This is a genomic window from Stenotrophomonas sp. YJH_SMC_48-3, assembly GCF_059369375.1.
The window spans coordinates 551,417-575,076 of the sequence record NZ_JCAFSQ010000001.1; the positions used below are offsets into that span (position 1 = coordinate 551,417).

A 23,660-nucleotide genomic window follows, 5' to 3' on the forward strand; every position below is an offset into this window, starting at 1 on the left:
GCTCGGCTCTACATGCATCTGAATCCGTGAGCACAACCATGCCGAAGATCGAAGTATCCTCCGCCACCATGACCCCGCGCGAGATCGTGCAGGAACTGGACCGGCATATCGTGGGCCAGCACGACGCCAAGCGTGCCGTGGCCATCGCCCTGCGCAACCGCTGGCGCCGCATGCAGCTGGCGCCGGAGCTTCGCAATGAAGTGATGCCCAAGAACATCCTGATGATCGGCCCGACCGGCGTCGGCAAGACCGAGATCGCGCGCCGCCTGGCTACGTTGGCCAACGCGCCGTTCGTGAAGGTCGAAGCCACGCGCTTCACCGAAGTGGGCTACGTCGGCAAGGACGTCGAGCAGATCATCCGCGACCTGGCCGACACCGCGGTCAAGCTCTATCGCGAACAGGCCAAGGTGCGCGTGCGTACCCAGGCCGAAGAACGCGCCGAAGACCGCATCCTCGATGCGCTGCTGCCGCGTCGTAGCGGCGGCATCGGTTTCGATCCTGAAGTCGCCCGCAACGAACCGTCGGCGCAGGACAACGAGACCCGCATCAAGTTCCGCAAGATGCTGCGCAACGGTGAGCTGGACGAGCGTGAGATCGAGCTCGACCTGGCGGCCAATGTCAGCATGGACATCATGACCCCGCCGGGCATGGAGGAAATGGGCCAGCAGCTGAAGTCGATGTTCGCCAACCTCGGTGGCGGCGCGAAGGCGCACAAGCGCACGCTGACCATCAAGGCCGCGCGTCCGCTGCTGATCGAGGAAGAGGCCGGCAAGCTGGTCAACGAGGACGATATCCGCACTGCGGCAATCGAGGCCTGCGAGCAGCACGGCATCGTCTTCATCGACGAGATCGACAAGGTTGCCAAGCGCGGCGACAACGTGGGCGGTGGCGATGTCTCCCGCGAAGGCGTGCAGCGCGACCTGCTGCCGCTGGTGGAAGGCTCCAACGTGTCCACCAAGTACGGCACGATCAAGACCGACCACATCCTGTTCATCGCGTCGGGCGCGTTCCACCTGGCCAAGCCCAGCGACCTGATTCCGGAGCTGCAGGGCCGTTTCCCGATCCGCGTTGAGCTGGGCGCGTTGAGCAAGGGCGACTTCGTGCGCATCCTGACCGAACCGAAGGCCGCGCTGACCAAGCAGTACGAAGCACTGCTGGCCACCGAAGGCGTCAAGGTCAGTTTCACTGCCGATGCCATCGAGCGCCTGGCCGAGATCGCGTTCCAGGTGAACGAGCGCCAGGAAAACATCGGCGCGCGCCGCCTGCATACGGTGCTGGAGCGCCTGCTGGATTCGCTCAGCTACGAGGCACCGGACCGCGATGGCGAAACCCTGGCCATCGACAGCGCCTACGTCGATGCACACCTGGGTGAGCTGGTGCAGGACCCGGACCTGAGCCGCTACATCCTGTAATGCGCATCGAGGTCGGATCCTTCGCCGTGGCGAGGGCCCTGACTCCATCCGCTGCAACAGAAAAGGCCGCCGCAGGGCGGCCTTTTGCGTTGGCGCTCAGCGCGATTGCCGGGCGCGGTAGGCCTGCAGTACCTGGTCGATCACTGCACTGGTGCGGGCGGCGCTGATGCCGTTCGAGGGCGAGTGCCCGTGGCCGCGCAGTTCGTCCACGACGGAGGCGATCAACGGCTGCTGGACCGATGGCGGGTTCGGGATATCGAATGCCTGCACGCCCGCTTCGGTCTCCAGCACCACCGGAACGTCCTCGAAGGTGGCAAAGCGCAGCTGCCCCAGGTCGCCGGTGATCTCGACCTCGTCCTGTCGGCGGAACGCGCAGAAGCTCCATTGCGCGATGCCGTGCGCCCCCACCCCGCTGCGGAAGCACATCGAGACGCTGTCTTCGGCGGCGTAGGCGCCGGTCAACGAACTGGCCAGGCCGCGCACGTCGCTCAGGGGCCCCAGCAGATGGTCGAGCAGGTCCAGCGTGTGTGAGCCCAGGTCGACGAACAGCCCGCCGCCGGCGATGGCGGGATTGGTTCGCCAGAAGTCCGGCGATGCGGCAGCCGCCGAATGTGGCCGATGCAGGGTGGCGCGCACGCTGCGCGGCGTACCGATCGCGCCGCTGTCCAGCAACTGCTTCACCTGTGCGAAGCGGGGCAGGGCACGGCGGTAGTAGGCCACGAACACGGGCACGCCGCTGCGGGCGCTGGCCGCGATGATGCGCTGGCACTCGTCGTGGTTCATGGCCATCGGCTTTTCGATGTAGACCGGCTTGCCTGCAGCAATCGCCTGCAATGCGTAGTGCATGTGCGTGGAGGGCGGTGTTGCAACGTAGACCGCGTTCACCTCCGGATCGGCGATGAGTGCATCGGCGTCCGCGTACCAGCGCGGAATCGCGTGGCGGCGTGCATAGTCTTCGGCCAATGCGGCATTGCGGCGCATGACCGCCACTACCCGTGAGCCCGGCGTGTTGGCCAGGGCCGGCCCGCTCTTCTTCTCGGTGACGCTGCCACACCCGATGAAGCCCCACACCACGTTGTCCAGGATCATCGATCTGCCCTTGCAGGGGGTGCCGCAGTGATGGGAGCAGCCTCGTTCACGCCTCGGGCAGCGGCTCGGGGACGGTGCCGGGAACGAACACACCATCCTTCACGTAGGCGGCCAGGGTCATGTCCAGCGCGAGCATGCCATCGCGCTTGAGGTCCATCAGTTCCGGTTCGACCATCGCGCCGTGCAGCACGCCCAGCACGGTGGCGTGCAGCATGCGTGCGGCGATCTTCGGGTCGGCGCCCTCGCGCAGCTGGCCCAGGTCCTTGGCGCGGCGCAGGGCGCGCTCCATCCGGTCCAGCGCATCGCGGAAGCCGGCCTGCTGCATTTCGGTCAGGACCCTGGTGTCGGCCGACGCATCGCTGCGCAGCATGATCTCCATGGTCTTGCGCAGGCGTTCGTCCTCGGACAGCTCGATGAACGAGTGGATCATCACCGCGCGCAGGTCGTGCACCGGCGTGTCGCGCTGGTCGGTGGAGGTGCGCTCCAGTTCCTGCATGAAGGGCAGGTGCACCCGCTCGACGATCGCGGCCAGCACCTCGCTCTTGTTCTTGAAGTGCCAGTACACCGCGCCACGGGTATAGCCGGCGCGGGCGCCGATCATCTCCAGCGTGGTACGGGCCACGCCGTGTTCATGGAAGCAGGCTTCGGCGGCGTCAAGGATGCCTTCCCGGGTTGCCTGGGTGTCCTCTTTGGTCTTGCGGGCCATGGGTAGGTACGAGTGCGGGTGAAACGTGGCTGAATTGTACCGGTTTACAAACAAACAAGCATGTATGTATATTTCGCTCCCATCATTCCCGTCGTGTGCGTGGCAGGCCGGTCCGGCTCCCACTCCCCGCTGGTGCGCGTTGCCTGCTGGCGCTTTCGGCCTGTATCAGCGCGATCTGAGATTCCTTCCCCTAAGAGCCTTTCCGTCATGTTGCTGAGCCGAATCCGACCCTTTGCACTGTCGCTGGCCATCGCCGCAGCCGTGGCTGCCTGCGGCGGCCAACCCCAGGCCCCCGAGCAGGGCCCGGGTGACGTCACCGTGGTCACGCTGAAGTCCGAAACTGTGGGCCTGACCCGCGAACTGCCGGGCCGTACCAACGCCTTCCTGGTCGCCGAAGTGCGCCCGCAGGTCAACGGCATCGTTGCCAAGCGCCTGTTCACCGAAGGCGGCATGGTCAAGGCCGGCGAGCCGCTGTACCAGATCGAGGACGCCAGCTACCGCGCCCAGGCCAACAGCGCCCGCGCCCAGCTGGCCCGCGCCGAAGCCACGGCCAACGCCGCGCGCCTGAGCGCCAAGCGCATCACCGAGCTGGCCAAGGTCGACGCGGTCAGCCAGCAGGACCTGGAAAACGCCGTCGCCGCGCAGAAGCAGGCCGAGGCGGATGTCGGTGCCGCGAAGGCATCGCTGGATGCGGCGAACGTCACTCTGGGCTACGCCCGCATCACCGCGCCGATCAGCGGCCGCATCGGCAAGTCCAGCGTTACCCAGGGTGCGCTGGTCAGCGCCGGCCAGGCCAATGCACTGGCGACCGTGCAGCAGCTGGATCCGATCTATGTCGACCTGACCCAGTCCTCCGCCGAACTGCTGCAGCTGCGCCGCGAACTGGCTGCCGGCCGCCTGCAGGACAACCAGACCCTGCCGGTCAGCATCCTGATGGAAGACGGCAGCACCTTCGAGCACAAGGGCACGCTGGAGTTCTCCGAAGTCAGCGTCGATCCGACCACCGGCAGCTTCGGCTTGCGCGTGAAGGTGGACAACCCGGACGGCCTGCTGATGCCGGGCATGTACGTGCGTGCGGTGATCGGCGGCGGCGTGCGCAGCGATGCGGTGCTGGTGCCGATGCAGGGCATCGCGCGCGATCCGAAGGGCGACACCACCGCGATGGTGGTCGGCAAGGACAACAAGGTCGAAGTGCGCCCGGTCAAGGTCAGCCGCACGGTCGGCGACAAGTGGCTGGTCGAGGACGGCCTGAAGGCCGGTGACAAGGTCATCGTCGAAGGCCTGCAGAAGATCGGCCCCGGCATGCCGGTCAAGGCCACCGAGAAGGGCGCTGCTCCGGCCAAGCCGGCGGCAGCCGCCCAGCCTGCCGCCCCGGCCGGTGACGCGAAGTAAGCGGAGAACTCCATGGCACGCTTTTTCATCGATCGACCCATCTTTGCGTGGGTGATCGCCATCATCATCATGCTCGCCGGCGGCCTGGCCCTGTTCAAGCTGCCGGTCTCGATGTACCCCAACGTCGCACCGCCGGCGGTGGAAATCAGCGCCACCTACCCGGGTGCATCGGCCAAGGTGGTCGAGGACTCGGTGACGCAGATCATCGAGCAGAACATGAAGGGCCTTGATGGCCTGATCTACTTCTCCTCCAACAGCTCGTCCAACGGCCAGGCCACCATCACCCTGACCTTCGAGAGCGGCACCAACCCGGACATCGCCCAGGTGCAGGTGCAGAACAAGCTGCAGCTGGCCATGCCGCTGCTGCCGCAGGAAGTGCAGCGGCAGGGCATCAACGTGGCCAAGTCCAGCTCGGGCTTCCTGAACGTCATCGCGTTCGTGTCCGAGAACGGCAGCATGGACGCCAACGACATCGCCGACTACGTCGGTTCCAATGTCGTCGATCGCCTGAGCCGCGTGCCAGGCGTGGGCAACATCCAGGTATTCGGTGGCAAGTACGCCATGCGCATCTGGCTGGACCCGAACAAGCTGCATACCTATGGCCTGTCCGTCGCGGAAGTGACTGCGGCGATCAAGGCACAGAATGCCCAGGTGGCGATCGGCCAGCTCGGCGGTGCGCCGTCGGTGAAGGGCCAGCAGCTCAACGCCACCATCAACGCGCAGTCGCGCCTGCAGACCCCGGAACAGTTCCGCAACATCATCGTGCGCGGCGCGCAGGACGGTGCCGAGCTGCGCCTGGGTGATGTCGCCCGCGTCGAACTGGGGGCTGAGTCCTACGACTTCGTCACCCGCTACAACGGCCAGCCGGCCAGCGGCCTGGCGGTCACCCTGGCCACCGGCGCCAACGCGCTGGATACTGCGGCCGGCGTGGACGCTGCGCTGGAAGACATGAAGAGCTTCTTCCCGGCAGGGCTGAAGGCCGAGATCCCGTACGACACCACCCCGTTCGTGCGCGTGTCGATCAAGGGCGTGGTGCAGACCCTGCTCGAAGCGATCGTGCTGGTGTTCGTGGTGATGTACCTGTTCCTGCAGAACTTCCGCGCCACCCTGATCCCGACCATCGCCGTGCCGGTGGTGCTGCTGGGCACCTTCGGCGTGCTGGCGATGCTGGGCTTCTCGGTGAACATGCTGACCATGTTCGCGATGGTGCTGGCGATCGGTCTGCTGGTGGACGATGCCATCGTGGTGGTGGAGAACGTCGAGCGCATCATGTCCGAGGAAGGACTGTCGCCGCTTGAAGCGACCCGCAAGTCGATGGGCCAGATCACCGGTGCGCTGGTGGGTATCGGCCTGGTGCTGTCGGCGGTGTTCGTGCCGATGGCCTTCATGAGCGGATCCACCGGCGTGATCTACCGGCAGTTCTCGGCCACGATTGTCTCTGCAATGGCGTTGTCGGTGCTGGTGGCGATCGTGCTGACCCCGGCGCTGTGCGCGACCATGCTCAAGCCGCTGAAGAAGGGCGAGCATCATGTTGCCCACCGCGGCCTGGCCGGTCGCTTCTTCAACGGTTTCAATCGTGGCTTCGACCGCACCAGCGAAAGTTACCAGCGTGGTGTGCGCGGGATCATCCATCGTCCGTGGCGCTTCATGGGCATCGTGGCGGCGCTGTTCGTGCTGATGGGCGTGCTGTTCGTGCGCCTGCCCAGCTCGTTCCTGCCCAACGAAGACCAGGGCGTGCTGATGGCGCTGGTGCAGGCCCCGGTCGGCGCCACCCAGGAGCGCACGCTGGAATCGATCGCGGCATTGGAGAACCACTTCCTGCAGAACGAGAAGGATGCGGTGGATTCGGTGTTCTCCGTGCAGGGCTTCAGCTTCGCCGGCATGGGCCAGAACGCCGGCATGGCGTTCGTCAAGCTGAAGGACTGGAGCGAGCGTGACGCCGACAATGGCGTGATGCCGATCACCGGTCGTGCGATGGCTGCCCTGGGCCAGATCAAGGATGCCTTCATCTTTGCCTTCCCGCCGCCGGCCATTCCGGAACTGGGTACTGCCTCGGGCTATACCTTCTTCCTGAAGGACAACAGCGGCCAGGGCCACGAGGCACTGGTCGCCGCACGCAACCAGCTGCTCGGCCTGGCCGCCGCCAGCAAGAAGCTGGCCAACGTGCGCCCGAACGGCCAAGAGGACACGCCGCAGTTCCGCATCGACATCGACGCGGCCAAGGCGACCTCGCTGGGGCTGTCGATCGACCAGATCAACGGCACGCTGGCCGCTGCGTGGGGCAGCTCGTACATCGATGACTTCGTCGATCGTGGCCGCGTCAAGCGCGTGTTCGTGCAGGCCGACCAGCCGTTCCGCATGGTCCCGGAGGACTTCGACCTCTGGTCCGTGAAGAACGACAAGGGCGAGATGGTGCCGTTCAGTGCATTCGCCACCAAGCACTGGGATTACGGTTCGCCGCGCCTGGAGCGCTACAACGGCGTGTCGGCGATGGAGATCCAGGGCGAACCGGCCCCGGGTGTCGCCTCCGGCGATGCCATGGCCGAGATCGAGCAGCTGGCCAAGCAGCTGCCCGCGGGCTTCGGCATCGAGTGGACGGCGATGTCCTACCAGGAACGCCAGGCCGGCTCGCAGACGCCGTTGCTGTACACGCTGTCGCTGATGATCGTGTTCCTGTGCCTGGCCGCGATGTATGAAAGCTGGAGCGTGCCGACCGCGGTGCTGCTGGCGGCCCCGCTGGGTATCCTCGGCGCCGTGCTGGCCAACACCTTCAAGGGCCTGGAACGCGACATCTATTTCCAGGTGGCGATGCTGACCACGGTAGGCCTGACCAGCAAGAACGCGATCCTGATCGTCGAGTTCGCCAAGGAAAACCTGGAAAAGGGCGCCAGCCTGATCGAGTCGATCATGCACGCCGTGCGCGACCGCCTGCGCCCGATCGTGATGACCTCGCTCGCCTTCGGCATGGGCGTGGTACCGCTGGCGATCTCCACCGGCGCCGGTTCCGGCGCCAAGCAGGCGATCGGCACCGGCGTGCTCGGCGGCATGATCGTCGGCACCGTGCTCGGCGTGTTCTTCGTGCCGCTGTTCTTCGTGGTGGTGCAGCGCGTGTTCAAGCGCAAATCCACGATGTGACCTGTAACGGTAGTGCCGGCCGCTGGCCGGCATCTGCTGATCGCTTGATGTGAATCCAACGAGGTTGCCGGCCAGCGGCCGGCACTACCTCCTGCCATCCGGCAGTACCGATGGAAGTCATTCCCATGAAAAGTGCATCCCTGTTTCTTTCCATTGCCGCCGCGCTCGCGCTGGCAGGTTGCTCCACCCTGGTGCCGAAGAACACCGCTGTCGCCCCGGCGATCCCGGCGCAGTGGCCGGCCGAGGCCGCGCAGGGCGAGGTGGCCGATGCCGCCGCCGTCGGCTGGCGCGACTTCTTCACCGATGCGCGCCTGCAGCAGGTGATCGAGCAGTCGCTGCAGAACAATCGCGACCTGCGCGTGGCCGTGCTCAACGTTGAACGCGCGCGCGGCCAGTACCGTGTGCAGCGCGCTGATCGCGTGCCCGGCGTGGCCGTTACCGGCCAGATGCAGCGCCAGGGCACCGATGCCGGTGTCAGCGAGCAGTTCACCGCCGGTGTCGGCGTGGCCGAGTTCGAGCTGGACCTGTTCGGCCGCGTGCGCAACCTCAGTGAAGCGGCACTGCAACAGTACTTCGCGGTGGCCGCCAACCGCCGCAACGCGCAGCTGAGCCTGGTTGCCGAGACCGCAACTGCGTGGCTGACGTATGGTGCCGACGCGCAGCGCCTGAAGATCGCCGAGGCCACGCTGAAGACCTACGAAGATTCGTTGCGCCTGGCCGAGGCCCGCCACGAGCGTGGCGGCAGTTCGGCACTGGAACTGACCCAGACCCGCACGCTGGTCGAGACCGCGCGCACCGATGCTGCGCGCCTGCGTGGCCAGCTGGCCCAGGACCGCAACGCGCTGGCGCTGCTGGCCGGTGGCCAGCTCGATCCGGCACTGCTGCCGGACGGCATCGAACCGCAGCTGCTGGCACTGGCACCGCCGCCGGCCGGCCTGCCCAGCGACGTGCTGCTGCAGCGCCCGGACATCATGGCCGCCGAGCACCAGCTGCTGGCGGCCAACGCCAATATCGGTGCGGCACGCGCGGCGTTCTTCCCCAGCATCTCGCTGACCGGCAGCATCGGCAGTGGTTCGAGCGAACTGTCCAACCTGTTCGACAGCGGTACGCGCGTGTGGAGCTTCCTGCCGAAGATCACGCTGCCGATCTTCCAGGGCGGCAAGCTGCGCGCCAACCTGGCCATCGCCAACGCCGATCGTGATATCGCTCTGGCGCAGTACGAGAAGTCGATCCAGGTGGGCTTCCGCGAAACCGCCGATGCGCTGGCGTTGAATGTCAGCCTGGACGAGCAGGTGAGTTCACAGCAGCGCCTGGTGGAAGCGGCCGAACAGGCCAACCGCCTGTCGCAGGCGCGCTACGACGCGGGCCTGGACAGCTTCGTGACCCTGCTGGATGCGCGACGTACCGCCTACAACGCACAACAGACCCAGCTGCAGGCGCGGCTGGCGCAGCAGGCCAACCGCATCACGCTGTACAAGGTGCTGGGCGGTGGCTGGCACGAGCGCAGCTGAGCAGCAATTCGATACCGGTAGCGCCGGGCCACGCCCGGCGGCTTTTCGTTCCTGCATGCCTGACGTCTGGGCGGACCGCACTTCGTGCTCGCCGGGCATGGCCAGGCGCTACCGCATGGGCCAACGGCACCATGCAAACGGATATTCATCGAGATGCAGGGTCAACCCTGCTCGGATGGGGTTGCCCGGGATGTACAACGCATGGCGCCTCAAGGCTTCCTCGCTGCGTACCGCGTGATCGAAACAGCTCGGCTGCCACAAAGGCGTCTGTATGCCGAACTGCTGCCCCAGCAACCAGCTGCTGCGGGATTTCACCGTTCCCATCATGCGCGCCAGTGATCCGTCGCGCAGCTGCATCAGCCAGTGCAGATGGTCAGGCATGACGACCCAAGCAAAGGACCGACTGAGGCCCATGCGTTCAACATACCTCAATGCATCCACAAGACACGTTGCACAACGTGGATCTTCAAAGACCGGACGGCGGTGGCGTACGACCGTGGTGAGGACGTAGTAGCCCCGGATACGGGAGTGGCGGCCGCGTTCCAGGTGACGGCTGGACATGGCGCCAGTCTGCACTGATGGGATGTCCGCCGTTATCAGCCGAGGGCGATGGCCCGTGTGGGATTCTTCCGGGTATCGCGCTCGCCGGGCATGGCCCGGCGCTACCGTCAGATCGCTTCATCGTCGCGCCGCGCTGCATGGCAGGCGCGCACCCGCGCGAGCGCATCGCCGGCTTCGCGCGCCATCTGCTCGTACTCGGCGCGGATCTCTTCCAGGCGTGCCTCGTCCAGTTCTTCCAGATCGAGCAGCTCGTTGTTGGCCTCGGCGGTTGCCCGGATCAGCTCGTCCAGCTTGATCTGCATCGCGGCGGTGTCCGCGTTCTGCGTGTGCTGGATCAGGAACACCATCAGGAAGGTGATGATGGTGGTGCCGGTGTTGATCACCAGCTGCCAGGTGTCGTTGAAGCCGAACACCGGGCCACTGATGCCCCAGATCACCACGATCGCCACTGCAGCCAGGAAGGTCCACGGCGAGCCCGTGGCGGCCGCGGCCTTCTTGGCGATCGTATTGAACAGGTTTCGTGCTTTCATCGTCGTCGTCCCACCCAGGTGACGAGGATGATCGGCAGTGGCGCGTGGAGGCGCCGTGCAGCGGCCGTCAGGCGCGCATGCGTTGCAGTCGTGGCGCCTGCAGGCTGCGCACCGGGCTGCTCTGATAGACGTGCTGCCAGCAGAGGTCGACGAACTCGCGGGCCTGTGCTTCGCTCAGCCGCGGCATGATCTGCAGGGCGTACTGGGTCTGGAACATTTCGTCACGTTCGGCCTCGCTGGCGCGCGGCTGGGTGATCAGCGAATCACAGGCGAACTTGATCCACGGCACGTAGGAGCCGAACGAGTTGTGCGGCAGTGCGCCCTCGGCATGCTGGCGGCGCCAGTGGTCAAGCTCGGCGTCTACGTTGATGACCGGAGGAATGGTGGGGACTTCAGCGTGCATGACAATCCAGTTCGGTTGAGTGGAAAGGGAGTGGGGGTTCATCGGAGTGTGGCGTATCTGCCGGTGCATGCCGCGTCAGCGGGATGTGGAGCCGGTGTGGCGATTGCTGATCAGTTGCGCGTGCTCGACCGCCCCCATCTGCTCGGCCATGGTGGCCATCGCGTTGCACAGTCGCTCGTGATCGCGTGGCTGGCCGCGCACCAGTTCCAGCTGCAGGCCCTGGTAGGCACTCCAGAACGACGCACTGCGCCGGTGCAGCGCGAAGTGCTGCTGCAGGCGTTCGCGGATGGATTCGAGGATCGGGTCGGGCGTAGGTCGTACGGCGTGCGCGCACATGGCTGGCTCCGCCGGGGAAACGAGCCCCGGTAACCCCACCCTAGGCGTGTCAGCCGGGTGGGGTGTTACCGCAGTGTGTGCACGCAGTCCAGCTGACTGTGCGCGCGGTCACGGCAATGGCCGCAAACGCTGTCCGTACTAAGAGGTGGCGGCACTGAAGCGTTCATTAAACGGGTTCAACGGATGACGGTGTGTGGCTCATTCACCGATGTCTTCGTTCCAGATGTCCGGATGGCGGCTGATGAAATCGCCGAGCAGGTCGACGCATTCCTGGTTGTCGAGGTCGATCACGTTGACGCCGTTTTCCCGCAACCAGTCGATGCCGCCCTGGAAGGTGCGCGATTCGCCCACCACCACGGTGCCGATGTTGAACTGGCGCACCAGGCCAGAGCAGTACCAGCACGGTGCCAGGGTGGTGACCATGATCGTGTCCTGGTAACGGCGCTGGCGGCCGGCCTTGCGGAACGCATCGGTCTCGCCGTGCACCGACGGGTCGCCTTCCTGCACGCGGCGGTTGTGGCCGCAGCCAAGCAGGCGGCCGTCGTTGTGGTACAGGGCCGCGCCGATCGGCACGCCGCCCTCGGCCAGGCCTTGGCGGGCTTCGGCGATGGCGGTCTGCAGCAGGGCCTGGTAGTCGGGCGTGGTGATCATGCGGGGCTCCGGTAAGTCGTGGCCCGCCATGATACGGGCAGGGGGTGCCGCTGGCCCCCGGCGGTGCGATAATCGGGGCCATGAGCGAATCCCCCTACAAAGCCGGTACCACCCATTTCGGGTTCCGCGACGTCGCCGCCAAGGACAAGCAGAAGCTGGTCGGCCAGGTGTTCACCTCGGTCGCGCGCAACTACGACCTGATGAACGACCTGATGAGCCTGGGCGTGCACCGGGCGTGGAAGCGCTACTACGTGGCCACCGCGCAGGTGAAGCCGGGCGACCGCGTGCTCGATCTGGCGGGCGGCACCGGCGACATCGCCGCCCTGCTGAAGGAGCGCGTCGGCGCCGAGGGCTCGGTGGTGCTGGGCGACATCAACGCCGGCATGCTGTCGGTCGGCCGTGACCGCCTGACCAACCGCGGCCTGGTGCTGGGCCTGGACTACGTGCAGTGCAACGCCGAGGCCCTGCCGTTCCCGGACAACAGCTTCGACCTGGTCACCATCGCCTTCGGCCTGCGCAACGTGACCGACAAGGACGCTGGCCTGCGCGAGATGTACCGCGTGCTGAAAGTGGGCGGCCAGGCCCGCGTGCTGGAGTTCTCCGAAGTCACCGCGGACTGGTTCAAGCCGATCTACGACTTCCACTCGTTCAAGATCCTGCCGAAGCTGGGCAAGCTGTTCGCCAACGATTCGGACAGCTACCAGTACCTGGCCGAGAGCATCCGCAAGCACCCGCCGCAGGACGAACTGAAGGCGATGATGGCGCAGGCCGGCTTCGAGCGCTGCCACTACAAGAACCTGACCGGCGGCATCGTCTCGATCCACTCCGGCTACAAGCTGTAAGCCCGGTGTCCGGGTAGTGCCGGCCGCTGGCCGGCATCCCCGTGCCCGGTCATCGTCCGTGCGGATGCCGGCCAGCGGCCGGCACTACCGGTGCTGTGGGCCGCCATTACCCCGCACCGCGCAACGCCTGCGCGGCCGGAGGGAGTTACCATTGGGGTTTGATCCCCGTAACGGTCCCGATTCATGCGTAATCCGCTGATGCTCCTTCCGCTGGCCGTGGCCCTGGCCGCCGGCTGCTCCCAGGAGGCGGCCGCGCCCGCCGCCGCCCCGACTGCCGCAAAGGCCCCTGCCGCCCCCGTGAACGCCGAGAACCGCAGCCACGACGAAAGCTCGTACGCCGAGCCGGACAAGGTCGTCATCAAGGACATCGCGCTGGATCTGAAGCTGGACTTCGACCAGAAGCAGATCGGCGGTACCGCCACCTACACCCTGGAATGGAAACAGAAGGACGCCAGGCAGCTGGTGCTCGACACCCGCGAGCTGACCGTGTCCAAGGTCGAGGCCGTTGCCGCCGACGGCGCGCGCAGCCCGCTGAAGTTCGAACTGGCCCCGGCCGACAAGGTGTTCGGCAGCAAGCTGACCATTGAGGCTGCGGAGCAGCCGGCCAAGGTGGAAGTGACCTACCACACCGCACCGACCGCCTCGGGCCTGCAGTGGCTGGCGCCGTCGATGACCGAGGGCAAGAAGCTGCCCTTCATGTTCAGCCAGTCGCAGGCCATCCACGCCCGTTCGTGGGTGCCGCTGCAGGACACCCCGAGCGTGCGTTTCACCTACAGCGCGCACGTGGTCTCGCGCCCGGACGTGATGGTGCTGATGAGCGCCGACAACGATCCGAAGGCCGCGCGTGACGGTGACTACACCTTCAAGATGCCGCAGCCGATTCCGTCCTACCTGCTGGCCATCGCGGCCGGCGACCTGGTGTTCGAGCCGATCTCCGGCCGCTCCGGCGTCTGGGCCGAGCCGACCATGGTCAACAAGGCCGCCAAGGAATTCGAGGACACCGAGAAGATGATCGGTGCCGCCGAGAAGCTGTACGGCGAATACCGCTGGGGCCGCTACGACATGCTGGTGCTGCCGCCGTCGTTCCCGTTCGGCGGCATGGAGAACCCGCGCCTGACCTTCGCCACCCCGACCGTGATCGTCGGCGACAAGTCGCTGGTCTCGCTGGTCGCCCATGAACTGGCGCACAGCTGGTCGGGCAACCTGGTGACCAACGCCAGCTGGAAGGACATCTGGCTCAATGAAGGCTTCACTACCTACGTCCAGGGCCGCATCACCGAAGCCCTGTACGGCAAGGAGATGGCCGAGATGGAGAAGCAGATCGACCAGACCGACCTGCTGGCCGAAGTGAAGGACATGAGCCCGGCCGACCAGGCGCTGGCGCTGCCACCGCTGAACGAGCGCGACCCCGACGAAGCGCTCAGCCAGGTCGCCTACGTCAAGGGTGCATGGTTCCTGGAGTTCCTGGAGCAGCGCTTCGGCCGCGAGACCTTCGATCCGTTCCTGCGCGGCTGGTTCGATGACCATGCTTTCCAGAGCGCGAACACCGACCAGTTCGTCGACTACATGAAGAAGAACCTGCTGCCGAAGAATCCGTCGGCAGTGACCGAGGCCGAACTGAAGGCATGGCTGGACGAGCCGGGTATCCCGGCGTTTGCGGCCAAGGCGCAGTCGCGCAACTTCAGCAGCGTCGATACCGCACGCATCGCCTTTGCCAGCGCCGGCACCGTGCCCAGCAGCCAGGTCATCGCCGACTGGAGCACCCAGGAATGGGTGCGCTTCATCGACGGCCTGGGCGCGACCCAGCCGCTGGACAAGCTGGCCACGCTGGACAAGGCCTTCCACTTCACCGGCACCCCCAATGGCGAAATCGCCATGCGCTGGTACCCGCTGGCGATCCGCAGCGGCTACGAGCAGGCCAATGAAGGCGCGGCGGCATTCATCGAGCGCGTCGGCCGTCGCAAGCTGATCCTGCCGATCTACGCCGAACTGGTGAAGACCCCGAAGGGGCTGGAGCTGGCCAAGCAGGCCTTCGAAAAGGCCAAGCCGGGCTACCACCCGATCACCACCGCCTCGGTCCAGGACATGCTGGCCAAGGCTGAAGCCAAGTAAGCGGTAGTGCCGGCCGCTGGCCGGCAACCGGTCACTGCTTCACCACCAACGGCGGGGAAACCCGCCGTTGGTGTATCCGCTTTTCGCTGCCGATAGAATCGGGATGCACTCGCAAAGGACCTCCGCCATGAAACGACTGATCCTGCTCACCGCCTGCACGCTGGCGCTGGCCGCCTGCAGCAACCCCGAGGAAGAACGCAAGGCGAAGGAAGCCGCCGCAGCCGCCGTGCAGGCGCAGAAGGAGGCCAAGGCCGAAGACGTGGCCAAGCAGTACGACATGGCCGTGGCCGCGCAGGACTGGGAGCGCGCGCGCCTGCATGGTGCCTCGCTGCTGGACCAGTACAAGGACACCGCGGCCGCCGAGCGCATCGCCGCAGGCTTCGACGAGGTCAAGGCCAAGGGCGATGCCGCGCGCGACCTGCGCCGCATGCAGGCACTGTGGCAGTACAACCAGATCCCGGTGGGCAACAAGGGCAACCAGGTTTCGGCGCAGATCTACAGCAAGGAACGGGTGGACGTGGATGGCAGCGGCGCCAAGCCGGTGCAGCTGGTGTTCCGCGATCATCCGGAGTGGAAGCGGCATGCGTATCTGGTGCTGCAGGCCGGCGATTTCCGTTGCCCGCAGTGCACGGTGAAAGTGACCGTGGACGACGGCAAGCCGGTGTCGATGGCCGCGTGGCGCCCGAAGACCGATGAAGCCATCGCCCTGTTCATCACCGATCAGAAGGCGCTGTGGAAGCTGGCGCGCAAGGGCAAATCGATCAGCATCGAGTTCCCGGTCAAGGCCGGTGGCACCCGCACCGCTGTGTTCGAAACCGGTGGCGTCGACGCCAGCCGCATGCCGCAGTGGTGGCAGTGATCGTTTCGGCGGGCAGCGCCGTGCACGCGTTGTCCGCGATCCGGCACTGGGTGTTCGACATGGATGGCACGCTGACCGTGGCCGTGCATGATTTCGCCGCGATCCGCCGCGCGCTGGAGATCGCGGCCGAGGAAGACATCCTTGACCATATTGCGGCCTTGCCGGACGCACCGGCGCAGGCCAAGCGCGCGTGGCTGCTGGATCATGAGCGCGCGCTGGCCGAGGACGCACTGCCGGCACCGGGTGCGCTGAAGCTGCTGCGCGCGTTGTCGGCGGCAGGCTGCCGGCTCGGCATCCTGACCCGCAATGATCATGCGCTGGCGAAGCTGACCTTGGACGCGATCGGGGTCGGGGCGTTGTTCGACGATGCCGACATCATCGGCCGCGATGAAGCGGTGCCCAAACCCTCACCGGATGGCCTGCAGCAGCATCTGCGGCGTTGGGGGATCGGGGCTGCGGAGGCAGTGATGGTCGGTGACCACGCCTACGACCTGGAGTGCGGCCGTGCCGCAGGCACGCACACCGTGCTGGTCAATCTGCCGGAAAATCCGTGGCCTGGCCGTGCCGACTGGCATTTCGCCGATTGCCGCGCCTTGTTGGCTGCCTGGCAGAGCGCCTGATGATGTAGAGCCGAGCCCACGCTCGGCTGCTCTCCGGTCAGATCGCGCTGGCGCGCGCAAGCCGAGCATGGCTCGGCTCTACAGGAATCAAACAGTGTGTCGACCAAGGTCGACACCTACCAACAGCATTCCCAGCAGCGCATCGGGTGGAAAGCCCCCTTGTTGTTCAAGGGGGCGCGCCGAAGGCGCGGGGATAAGGTGGAATGCGCGAGCAATTTGGTTACGCGCTAAGCGCGTAGCCAAATTGCTGCTTGAACTGCTCGTTGAACTCATCGAAAGTGAAGCGCTGGTTCTGCGTGCCCGGGTGTTCGACCTTCAGCGCGCCCATCAGGTTGCCCATGCGGCCGATGGTCAGCCAGTCGTAGCCCTTCTGGATGCCGTAGATCAGGCCGGCGCGGAAGGCGTCGCCACAGCCGGTCGGGTCGACCACGCGGCGCTCGTGCGCCGGCGGGATGTCGTAGCTCTTTTCCGGGGTGTGGATGACCGCACCCTTCGGGCCACGGGTGGTGATGTAGGCCTTGACCCGGCTGACGATCTCCTTTTCGTCCCAGCCGGTGCGCTCCTGCAGCAGGTTCGACTCGTAGTCGTTGACCACCACGTAGTCGGCCTGATCGATGAACGCGCGCAGCTCCGGGCCGTTGAACAGCGGCATGGCCTGGCCCGGGTCGAAGATGAACGGGATGCCGTCCTCGTGGAATTCCTGCGCGTTCTGGATCATGCCTTCGCGGCCGTCCGGGCCGACCAGGCCCAGGGTCACGCCCGGCACGCCACGCACGTGGTTCTCGTAGGAACGCATCATCGCGCCCGGGTGGAAGGCGGTGATCTGGTTGTTGTCGTGATCGGTGGTGATGAACGCCTGCGGGGTGAACAGCTCATCGATCACGCGCACGCGCGACAGGTCGATGCCCAGGCCTTCGAAGTACTCGCGGTACGGGCCGAAGTCCGATCCCACCGTGCCCATCGGGATCGGCTGGCCACCCAGCAGGTGCAGGTTGTAGGCGATGTTGCCGGCGCAGCCGCCGAACTCGCGGCGCATGCGTGGGACCAGGAACGACACGTTCAGGATGTGCACCTTGTCCGGCAGGATGTGATTCTTGAACTGGTCCGGGAACACCATGATGGTGTCGAAGGCAAGAGAACCACAGATCAGAGCGGACATCGATGTAAGCCTATGCGGTGAATTTTGGGGTGGGCCGGCCCGGTTCAGCGGGCAAGCAAACGGCGCCCTTGGGCGCCCGACGGCGCAAAGGTTACCCGCTGGTGCCGCTCAGGGCCAGAACCGGGTGAGGCCTGATCAGGCCGAAAGCCTGTGAAGACGCGGGTTCAGCTAGTTTTTTCCTTGCTCGGCGGCAGGCGGGTTGCTAGGCTTGTCGGCCTCGATTTCTGCCCATTTTTTCGCCATCCCGCGGCGGGCACGACACCCCTCAGGACTCCTTCCTCAGATGTTCAAGAAACTCCGTGGCATGTTCTCCAACGACCTGTCCATCGACCTGGGCACGGCCAACACCCTCATCTACGTGCGCGGGCAGGGGATCGTACTGAACGAGCCATCGGTCGTGGCCGTGCGCCAGGACCGTGCCATCGGTGGCACCCGCTCGGTGGCAGCCGTAGGCGCCGAAGCCAAGCAGATGCTGGGCCGTACCCCGGGCCACATCACCACCATCCGCCCGATGAAGGACGGCGTCATCGCCGACTTCACCTACACCGAGGCGATGCTCAAGCACTTCATCAAGAAGGTGCACAAGTCGCGCGTGCTGCGCCCGAGCCCGCGCGTGCTGGTCTGCGTGCCGGCCGGTTCGACCCAGGTCGAGCGCCGCGCGATCAAGGAATCGGCCGAGGAAGCCGGTGCCCGTGACGTGTTCCTGATCGAAGAGCCGATGGCCGCCGCGATCGGCGCCGGCATGCCGGTCACCGAAGCCCGTGGCTCGATGGTCATCGACATCGGCGGCGGCACCACCGAAGTGGCGGTGATCTCGCTCAACGGCATCGTCTATTCGGCCTCGGTCCGCATCGGCGGCGACCGCTTCGACGAGTCCATCACCAACTACGTGCGCCGCAACCACGGCATGCTGATCGGTGAAGCCACCGCCGAGCGCATCAAGGTCGAGCTGGGCTGCGCCTACCCGCAGGCGGAAGTGATCGAGATGGAAATCTCCGGCCGCAACCTCGCCGAGGGCGTGCCGAAGATGATCAAGATCAGCTCCAACGAGGTGCTCGAGGCCCTGCACGAACCGCTGTCGGGCATCGTCAGCGCGGTGAAGCTGGCGCTGGAGCAGACCCCGCCGGAACTGTGCGCCGACGTCGCCGAGCGCGGCATCGTGCTGACCGGTGGCGGCGCCCTGCTGCGCGACCTGGACCGCCTGATCTCCGAGGAAACCGGCCTGCACGTGCAGGTGGCCGACGATCCGCTGACCTGCGTGGCCCGCGGCGGCGGTCGTGCGCTGGAGCTGGTGGACATGCACGGCAACGAGTTCTTTGCGCCGGAATAAGCCGTCCCGGCCGTTCCTGCCCGCCGCGCCCTTCCGGGGTGCGGCCCGCCGTGATGGCGGGCCGGCACCGGCGGGGCGCCCGCGTGTTTCCCTTCCGCCTTCTGCCAGTTGAATCGTTGCCGTGCCGCCCTACGCCGGTCCTCCCGTCGCCTCCCGATCCGGTGATGCCGCCAGCCCCCTGCGGTTGCTGGCCTATCTCGCGTTGGCCATCACGCTGATCGTGCTCGATGACCAGGCCGGCTGGCTGGCGCGCCTGCGCGAGCAGGCCAACAGCCTGGTGCAGCCGGTCTGGGCACTGGCCGGCCTGCCCGGCAAGCTCGGCAACCAGGTCAAGGATTCTGCCGCCAGCCACAGCCAGCTGGTCGCCGAGAACCGCGAACTGCGCAACCAGCTGCTGCTGGCCAACGCGCGCCTGACCCGCCTGCAGACCGCCGCACTGGACAATGCCCAGCTGCGCGAACTGCTGAACGTGGCCGAGCGCAGTGGCCTGGACGTGCAGCTGGCGCCGATCCTGGACATCGACCTGGACCCGGTCAAACAGCGCCTGGTACTCGATGCCGGCAGCCGCGAGGGCGTGCATGTCGGCCAGGCGGTGATCGACGCCGGCGGCCTGATGGGCCAGGTGATCAGCGTCACCGGCGGCACCTCTACCGTGCTGCTGCTGACCGACCCTGACCATGCCGTGCCGGTCACCGTGGCCCGCAACGGCGTTCGCCTGATCGTCTATGGCCGCGGCGACACGCTGGAACTGCGCGATATTCCGCTCAGCGCCGGGGTGGAAGTGGGCGATGAGATCGTCACCTCCGGCCTCGGTGGCCGCTTCCCGGCGGGCTTCCCGGTCGGCACCATCACCGCACTGCGACCGGACGACACCCATGCCTTCCTGGTCGGCGAACTGAAGCCGGCGGCGCAGCTCGACCGCGGCCGCGACGTGCTGCTGCTGCGCCCGGGCGCGGCGATCCGCATTCCGCCGGAGCTGCGCCTGCAGCTGGAAGAAACCGCCCCGGGTGGCCCGGCCACCGGCGCCACCGTGCCCGTGGGAACCGCGCCAGCGGCATCGACGCCAGCTCCGGTCAGCGCCCCGGTAGTGCCGGCCGCTGGCCGGCAACAGCCCTCGTCGCAAACGAGGTCTGTTGCCCCCGCATCCTCCCCTGATCCTGCTGCTCCGGTAGTGCCGGCCGCTGGCCGGCACCCGACCACGCCGGAGGCGCAGCGATGAGCCGCCTGCGCGACAACCCATGGGTGCTGCCGGCCAGCCTGGTGGTGGCGCTGCTGCTGGGCCTGCTGCCGTTGCCGGCGCTGCTGCAGCCGCTGCGCCCGTACTGGCTGGCGCTGGTGCTGGCGTACTGGGTCATCGAAGCGCCCGAGCGCGTCGGCCTGGGCATCGCCTTCGCCAGCGGCGTCATCGCCGACCTGCTGTACGGCGGTGTCCTCGGCGAACAGGCACTTCGGCTGGTGATGCTGGCTTTCATCCTGCAGCGCTTCCGCGCGCGCATCCGCTTCTTCCCGATGTCGCAGCAGATGCTGGCCATCGGCGGCCTGCTGTTCAACGACCGCATCGTCAGCGCACTGGTGCACATCCTGGTGGGCGAACCGACCCTGCCGTGGTCGTACTGGTGGGCCCCGCTGCTGGGCATGGGCCTGTGGCCGCTGGTGTTCGTGCTGCTGGACGCGGTGCGCTTCGGCAAGCGCGGGCGCTGAGCCATGATTCCGCGCCGCCAGGTCAAGAATCCACACGCCGAAGCCGAGCAGTTCCGCCGTCGCGCGGCGCTCGGTTTCCTGGGCGTGCTGGTCTGCCTGCTGGGGCTGGGCGGCTGGTACTTCAAGCTGCAGGTGCTGGACCACGACGTCTATGCCACGCGCTCGGAAGCCAACCGCATCAAGCCGCGGCCGGTGGTGCCCGGGCGCGGCATGATCTACGACCGCAATGGCCGCCTGCTGGCCGAGAACGTGCCGGCGTTCCGCCTGGACGTGACCCCGGACAAGGTCAAGGACATGGACGCCACCCTGGAAGGGCTGGCGAAGATCATCAGCATCAGCCCGGAAGAGCTTGAAGCGTTCAACAAGTCGCGCAAGGCGCGCCGCAAGTTCCTGCCGGTCACGCTGAAGCTGCGCATGAGCGACGAGGAGATGGCGCGCTTTGCCGTCGACCGCTGGCGTTTCCCGGGGGTCGAGCTGGAACCCTACCTGACCCGGCGCTACCCGTATGGCGATCTGTTCGCGCACATCATCGGCTACGTCGGTCGCGTCGATGACAAGGATCTGGAAATCCTCGGCGAAGGTAATGCCGCGCTGACCCACATCGGCAAATCCGGCCTGGAGCGCTATTACGAGCAGCAGCTGCGTGGCCGGGTCGGCTATGAACAGGTCGAGACCAACGTGCAGGGCCGCGCGATCCGCACCATCGGCCGGGTGGCCGCGCAGTCCGGTGCGGACCTGCGGCTGTCGATCGACGCCGACCTGCAGCGCGCGATGGTGGCTGCCTTCGGCGACCAGGAAGGCTCGGCGGTGGCGATGGACCCGCGTACCGGCGAAGTGCTGGCGATGGTCAGCCTGCCGTCCTACGACCCCAACCTGTTCGTCAACGGCATTTCCCATGCCGACTTCAAGGCATTGAACGAAAACCCGTCGCGGCCGCAGTTCAACCGCCTGGTGCTCGGTGGCGTCGCCCCCGGTTCCACGCTGAAACCCCTGATCGGCCTGGCCGGCCTGGATTCGGGCGTGCGCCGCCCGGAAGACAAGGTGCTGTCCACCGGCATGTTCTACCTGCCCGGCACTTCACGTGGCTGGGGTGATGCGCATCGCGGCGGCCACGGCTGGACCGACCTGCGCAAGTCGATCGCCGAATCGGTCAATACCTATTACTACAAGCTGGCGCTGGACCTGGGCATCGAGCGCTTCGACCATTACATGGAGTACTACGGCTTCGGCCAGCCGACCGGCATCGACCTCACCGGCGAAATCGGCGGCATCCTGCCGTCGCCGGCCTACAAGCGGAAGACCCGCAAGGAAGCCTGGTTCCCGGGCGACACGGTCAACATCAGCATCGGCCAGGGCGACTGGAAGGTCACCCCGCTGCAGCTGGCGCGCGGCGTCAGCGCGCTGGCCGACGGCCAGCTGCGCACCCCGCACCTGGTGATCCAGCAGCGCGAAGGATTCGACAGCGACTGGACGGCAATGCCGGCCGGCGAAAGCAAGCCGATCAGCCCCAACCCCAACAACGTGCAGGCCGTGCGCGAGGGCATGATGGCGACCATGCGGCCCGGCGGCAGCGGCTGGCGCGTGGCGGTGGGTGCGCCGTACGTGATGGCCGGCAAGACCGGTACCGCACAGGTCATCAGCCGCAAGGGCACTGCTGCAGTGAACCCGAAGAGCCTGCCGATGCACCTGCGCCACCGCGCGCTGTTCGTTGGCTTCGCGCCGGTCGAAAACCCGGTGATCGCGATTGCGGTGGCGGTGGAAGGCGGTGGCTACGGTGGTTCAGCCGCGGCGCCGATCGCCCGCAAGGTGTTCGATGCCTACCTGCTGGGCAAGATGCCCGAAGGCATGCAGCCGCTGGACAGCGAGCGCGGCACCACTGCCATCGGCGCCACCGCGTTCGACAACGAAGACGCGAGCGCGCGCCAGGCCGGCGATCTTGCCGCTGCGCAGGTGGGAGAACATCCGGTGCTGATCGGCGTGCCTGCACCGGCGCCTGCACCCGCGCCGCAGCCGGATGCGCAGGCCGCCGCGTTGCCGGCCACGCCACGGCCGACCCCTGCGGAGCCCGCACGATGAGAGTGTTCCTGCGTTGGGCCGGCGACATGCTGCGCCGCTTCTTCAGTACGCTGGACTGGGTGCTGTGCCTGGCCCTCGGCGCGCTGATGGTGATCGGCCTGGCGACCCTGAAGAGTGCCGGAGGCGACAGCCTGGTGATGGCCCAGGGCGCGCGCTTCGCGGTGGGCATGGCGGCGCTGTGGGGCATCTCGCGCGTGCCTATCCTGCGCATCCGCTCGGCCACGCCGATGATCTATGCGATCTCGATGATTCCGTTGCTGGCGGTGTTCGTGCTCGGCACCGGCAAGTATGGCCGGCAGTGGCTGGACCTGAAGTTCTTCTACCTGCAGCCGGCCGAGCTGCTGAAGGTGAGCCTGCCGATGATGGTGGCCTGGTACCTGCACAGGATGCCGCTGCCACCGCGCTTCAATACCGTGCTCGTGGCCTTGGTCATCATCGGCGTACCGACCGGCCTGGTGATGCTGCAGCCGGACTTCGGCACCGGTGTGCTGATCGCCGCCAGTGGCGTGTTCGTGCTGCTGCTGGCAGGCCTGCCGTGGTGGTGGGTTGGGCTGGGCGTAGGCGGCGTGGCCGCGGTCGCGCCGGTGGCCTGGTTCTGGCTGCTGCGGCCGTACCAGAAGGACCGCATCATGATGTTCCTGGACCCGGAAATGGACGCGCTTGGCGCCGGCTGGAACATCATCCAGTCGAAGATCGCGATCGGTTCCGGGGGCTTCGATGGCAAGGGCTGGGGCGAGGGCTCGCAGTCGCACCTGAACTTCATTCCCGAGCAGACCACCGACTTCGCGTTCTCGGTGCTGAGCGAGGAATTCGGCTGGATCGGCGTGGCCACCGTGCTGGCGCTGTACCTGCTGGTGATCGGGCGTTGCCTGTGGATTGCCAGCCAATCGCGCGATTCCTATTCGCGCCTGCTTGCCGGGGCCACCGGACTGGCGTTCTTCGTCTACGTACTGGTCAACGGCGGGATGATTTCCGGCCTGCTGCCGGTGGTGGGCGTGCCGATGCCGCTGATCAGTTACGGCGGTACCTCGGCGGTGTCACTGCTGGCCGGCTTCGGCCTGGTGATGGCGGTGCGCAGCCACAACCCGGTGCACGGCGGCTACGGCTAGTCGCCGCGCTTCCTGCTCCTGATTCTTGTAGAGCCGAGCCATGCTCGGCTGCTTCTGCTGTATGAAAGGCAGTCGGGCATGGCTCGACTCTACAAATGCGGCACCGCGCTGACAGCTTCACGCAAG

21 protein-coding genes are annotated in these 23,660 nt (G+C 66.6%); 13 read left to right on the top strand and 8 right to left on the bottom strand.

The features are described from left to right. Positions 1-38 precede the first annotated feature (38 nt). Positions 39-1,412, top strand: coding sequence for an ATP-dependent protease ATPase subunit HslU (gene hslU, locus AC5P65_RS02550; protein ID WP_095378276.1), 1,374 nt, complete (start codon positions 39-41; stop codon positions 1,410-1,412). A 96-nt stretch (positions 1,413-1,508) separates the two neighbouring features. On the opposite strand, the gene AC5P65_RS02555 is transcribed toward hslU, so the two are convergent. Next, positions 1,509-2,501, bottom strand: coding sequence for a Gfo/Idh/MocA family protein (locus tag AC5P65_RS02555; protein ID WP_111098678.1), 993 nt, complete (start codon positions 2,499-2,501; stop codon positions 1,509-1,511). 46 nt (positions 2,502-2,547) lie between these two features. Then, complete coding sequence (gene smeT / locus AC5P65_RS02560) at positions 2,548-3,207, bottom strand: efflux transporter SmeDEF transcriptional repressor SmeT (protein ID WP_019660698.1); 660 nt, start codon at positions 3,205-3,207, stop codon at positions 2,548-2,550. A 207-nt stretch (positions 3,208-3,414) separates the two neighbouring features. Between smeT and smeD the strand changes: the two genes are divergently transcribed. From smeD to smeF, 3 genes are all read left to right on the top strand, one after another. After that, the gene (gene smeD, locus AC5P65_RS02565) at positions 3,415-4,599 is read left to right on the top strand and encodes a multidrug efflux RND transporter periplasmic adaptor subunit SmeD (RefSeq protein WP_049404072.1); all 1,185 of its coding nucleotides are present in this window, start codon (positions 3,415-3,417) and stop codon (positions 4,597-4,599) included. 12 nt (positions 4,600-4,611) lie between these two features. Beyond that, positions 4,612-7,734 (top strand): multidrug efflux RND transporter permease subunit SmeE, encoded by a 3,123-nt coding sequence (smeE, locus tag AC5P65_RS02570; RefSeq protein ID WP_111098679.1) that lies wholly within the window; start codon positions 4,612-4,614, stop codon positions 7,732-7,734. Positions 7,735-7,844: 110 nt separating this feature from the next. Next, positions 7,845-9,245, top strand: a complete 1,401-nt coding sequence (gene smeF, locus AC5P65_RS02575) for a multidrug efflux RND transporter outer membrane subunit SmeF (protein WP_134729978.1) — start codon at positions 7,845-7,847, stop codon at positions 9,243-9,245. A 108-nt stretch (positions 9,246-9,353) separates the two neighbouring features. Here smeF and AC5P65_RS02580 read toward each other — a convergent pair whose 3' ends face one another. The 5 genes from AC5P65_RS02580 to AC5P65_RS02600 all read right to left on the bottom strand — a co-directional run bounded on the left by AC5P65_RS02580 (position 9,354) and on the right by AC5P65_RS02600 (position 11,726). Next, positions 9,354-9,806 carry an REP-associated tyrosine transposase gene (locus tag AC5P65_RS02580; protein WP_111098681.1) on the bottom strand — a complete coding sequence of 151 codons (453 nt, stop codon included), beginning with the start codon at positions 9,804-9,806 and terminating at the stop codon, positions 9,354-9,356. A gap of 107 nt (positions 9,807-9,913) precedes the next feature. Continuing rightward, complete coding sequence (locus tag AC5P65_RS02585; RefSeq protein ID WP_019660693.1) at positions 9,914-10,336, bottom strand: low affinity iron permease family protein; 423 nt, start codon at positions 10,334-10,336, stop codon at positions 9,914-9,916. A gap of 67 nt (positions 10,337-10,403) precedes the next feature. Then, on the bottom strand, positions 10,404-10,739 hold the full coding sequence (locus tag AC5P65_RS02590) for a hypothetical protein (RefSeq protein WP_021203904.1): 336 nt from the start codon (positions 10,737-10,739) through the stop codon (positions 10,404-10,406). A gap of 75 nt (positions 10,740-10,814) precedes the next feature. Continuing rightward, positions 10,815-11,075 carry a hypothetical protein gene (locus tag AC5P65_RS02595; protein ID WP_021203905.1) on the bottom strand — a complete coding sequence of 87 codons (261 nt, stop codon included), beginning with the start codon at positions 11,073-11,075 and terminating at the stop codon, positions 10,815-10,817. 198 nt (positions 11,076-11,273) lie between these two features. Then, complete coding sequence (locus tag AC5P65_RS02600; RefSeq protein WP_005419409.1) at positions 11,274-11,726, bottom strand: nucleoside deaminase; 453 nt, start codon at positions 11,724-11,726, stop codon at positions 11,274-11,276. Positions 11,727-11,806: 80 nt separating this feature from the next. Between AC5P65_RS02600 and ubiE the strand changes: the two genes are divergently transcribed. The 4 genes from ubiE to AC5P65_RS02620 all read left to right on the top strand — a co-directional run bounded on the left by ubiE (position 11,807) and on the right by AC5P65_RS02620 (position 16,159). Then, positions 11,807-12,568: a bifunctional demethylmenaquinone methyltransferase/2-methoxy-6-polyprenyl-1,4-benzoquinol methylase UbiE gene (gene ubiE / locus AC5P65_RS02605; RefSeq protein ID WP_019660690.1), complete on the top strand. Its 762-nt coding sequence runs from the start codon at positions 11,807-11,809 to the stop codon at positions 12,566-12,568. Between the two features lie 183 nt (positions 12,569-12,751). Next, positions 12,752-14,680: a M1 family metallopeptidase gene (locus AC5P65_RS02610; protein ID WP_111098682.1), complete on the top strand. Its 1,929-nt coding sequence runs from the start codon at positions 12,752-12,754 to the stop codon at positions 14,678-14,680. 127 nt (positions 14,681-14,807) lie between these two features. Further along, on the top strand, positions 14,808-15,539 hold the full coding sequence (locus tag AC5P65_RS02615) for a hypothetical protein (protein WP_111098683.1): 732 nt from the start codon (positions 14,808-14,810) through the stop codon (positions 15,537-15,539). Next, positions 15,539-16,159, top strand: a complete 621-nt coding sequence (locus tag AC5P65_RS02620) for an HAD family hydrolase (protein ID WP_495215415.1) — start codon at positions 15,539-15,541, stop codon at positions 16,157-16,159. The genes AC5P65_RS02615 and AC5P65_RS02620 overlap by 1 nt, the downstream gene beginning before the upstream one ends. Positions 16,160-16,379: 220 nt before the next feature. On the opposite strand, the gene AC5P65_RS02625 is transcribed toward AC5P65_RS02620, so the two are convergent. After that, positions 16,380-17,318 (bottom strand): carbohydrate kinase family protein, encoded by a 939-nt coding sequence (locus AC5P65_RS02625; protein ID WP_019660686.1) that lies wholly within the window; start codon positions 17,316-17,318, stop codon positions 16,380-16,382. Positions 17,319-17,601: 283 nt separating this feature from the next. Here AC5P65_RS02625 and AC5P65_RS02630 point away from each other — a divergent pair, with 283 nt between their 5' ends. The 5 genes from AC5P65_RS02630 to rodA all read left to right on the top strand — a co-directional run bounded on the left by AC5P65_RS02630 (position 17,602) and on the right by rodA (position 23,534). Next, positions 17,602-18,648 carry a rod shape-determining protein gene (locus tag AC5P65_RS02630; RefSeq protein WP_005419402.1) on the top strand — a complete coding sequence of 349 codons (1,047 nt, stop codon included), beginning with the start codon at positions 17,602-17,604 and terminating at the stop codon, positions 18,646-18,648. A gap of 121 nt (positions 18,649-18,769) precedes the next feature. Continuing rightward, positions 18,770-19,867, top strand: coding sequence for a rod shape-determining protein MreC (gene mreC / locus AC5P65_RS02635; protein ID WP_111098684.1), 1,098 nt, complete (start codon positions 18,770-18,772; stop codon positions 19,865-19,867). After that, a complete protein-coding gene (gene mreD, locus AC5P65_RS02640; RefSeq protein ID WP_021204559.1) occupies positions 19,864-20,349 on the top strand; it encodes a rod shape-determining protein MreD in 486 nt (161 codons plus the stop codon). The genes mreC and mreD overlap by 4 nt, the downstream gene beginning before the upstream one ends. A 3-nt stretch (positions 20,350-20,352) precedes the next feature. After that, entirely contained in the window at positions 20,353-22,425 is a 2,073-nt protein-coding gene (mrdA, locus tag AC5P65_RS02645) for a penicillin-binding protein 2 (RefSeq protein WP_021204560.1), read from the top strand. After that, on the top strand, positions 22,422-23,534 hold the full coding sequence (gene rodA, locus AC5P65_RS02650; RefSeq protein ID WP_019660682.1) for a rod shape-determining protein RodA: 1,113 nt from the start codon (positions 22,422-22,424) through the stop codon (positions 23,532-23,534). Before mrdA ends, rodA begins: the two co-directional genes overlap by 4 nt. Positions 23,535-23,660: the final 126 nt, after the last annotated feature.

Coding starts and splice junctions, on each gene's coding strand:
- AC5P65_RS02625 (WP_019660686.1), bottom strand. CDS start 17,318: ATGTCCGCTCTGATCTGTGGTTCTCTTGCCTTCGACACCATCATGGTG.
- smeT (WP_019660698.1), bottom strand. CDS start 3,207: ATGGCCCGCAAGACCAAAGAGGACACCCAGGCAACCCGGGAAGGCATC.
- AC5P65_RS02600 (WP_005419409.1), bottom strand. CDS start 11,726: ATGATCACCACGCCCGACTACCAGGCCCTGCTGCAGACCGCCATCGCC.
- ubiE (WP_019660690.1), top strand. CDS start 11,807: ATGAGCGAATCCCCCTACAAAGCCGGTACCACCCATTTCGGGTTCCGC.
- mrdA (WP_021204560.1), top strand. CDS start 20,353: ATGATTCCGCGCCGCCAGGTCAAGAATCCACACGCCGAAGCCGAGCAG.
- mreD (WP_021204559.1), top strand. CDS start 19,864: ATGAGCCGCCTGCGCGACAACCCATGGGTGCTGCCGGCCAGCCTGGTG.
- smeF (WP_134729978.1), top strand. CDS start 7,845: ATGGAAGTCATTCCCATGAAAAGTGCATCCCTGTTTCTTTCCATTGCC.
- smeD (WP_049404072.1), top strand. CDS start 3,415: ATGTTGCTGAGCCGAATCCGACCCTTTGCACTGTCGCTGGCCATCGCC.
- AC5P65_RS02610 (WP_111098682.1), top strand. CDS start 12,752: ATGCGTAATCCGCTGATGCTCCTTCCGCTGGCCGTGGCCCTGGCCGCC.
- AC5P65_RS02590 (WP_021203904.1), bottom strand. CDS start 10,739: ATGCACGCTGAAGTCCCCACCATTCCTCCGGTCATCAACGTAGACGCC.
- AC5P65_RS02585 (WP_019660693.1), bottom strand. CDS start 10,336: ATGAAAGCACGAAACCTGTTCAATACGATCGCCAAGAAGGCCGCGGCC.
- AC5P65_RS02630 (WP_005419402.1), top strand. CDS start 17,602: ATGTTCAAGAAACTCCGTGGCATGTTCTCCAACGACCTGTCCATCGAC.
- rodA (WP_019660682.1), top strand. CDS start 22,422: ATGAGAGTGTTCCTGCGTTGGGCCGGCGACATGCTGCGCCGCTTCTTC.
- AC5P65_RS02595 (WP_021203905.1), bottom strand. CDS start 11,075: ATGTGCGCGCACGCCGTACGACCTACGCCCGACCCGATCCTCGAATCC.
- AC5P65_RS02580 (WP_111098681.1), bottom strand. CDS start 9,806: ATGTCCAGCCGTCACCTGGAACGCGGCCGCCACTCCCGTATCCGGGGC.
- AC5P65_RS02615 (WP_111098683.1), top strand. CDS start 14,808: ATGAAACGACTGATCCTGCTCACCGCCTGCACGCTGGCGCTGGCCGCC.
- smeE (WP_111098679.1), top strand. CDS start 4,612: ATGGCACGCTTTTTCATCGATCGACCCATCTTTGCGTGGGTGATCGCC.
- AC5P65_RS02555 (WP_111098678.1), bottom strand. CDS start 2,501: ATGATCCTGGACAACGTGGTGTGGGGCTTCATCGGGTGTGGCAGCGTC.
- hslU (WP_095378276.1), top strand. CDS start 39: ATGCCGAAGATCGAAGTATCCTCCGCCACCATGACCCCGCGCGAGATC.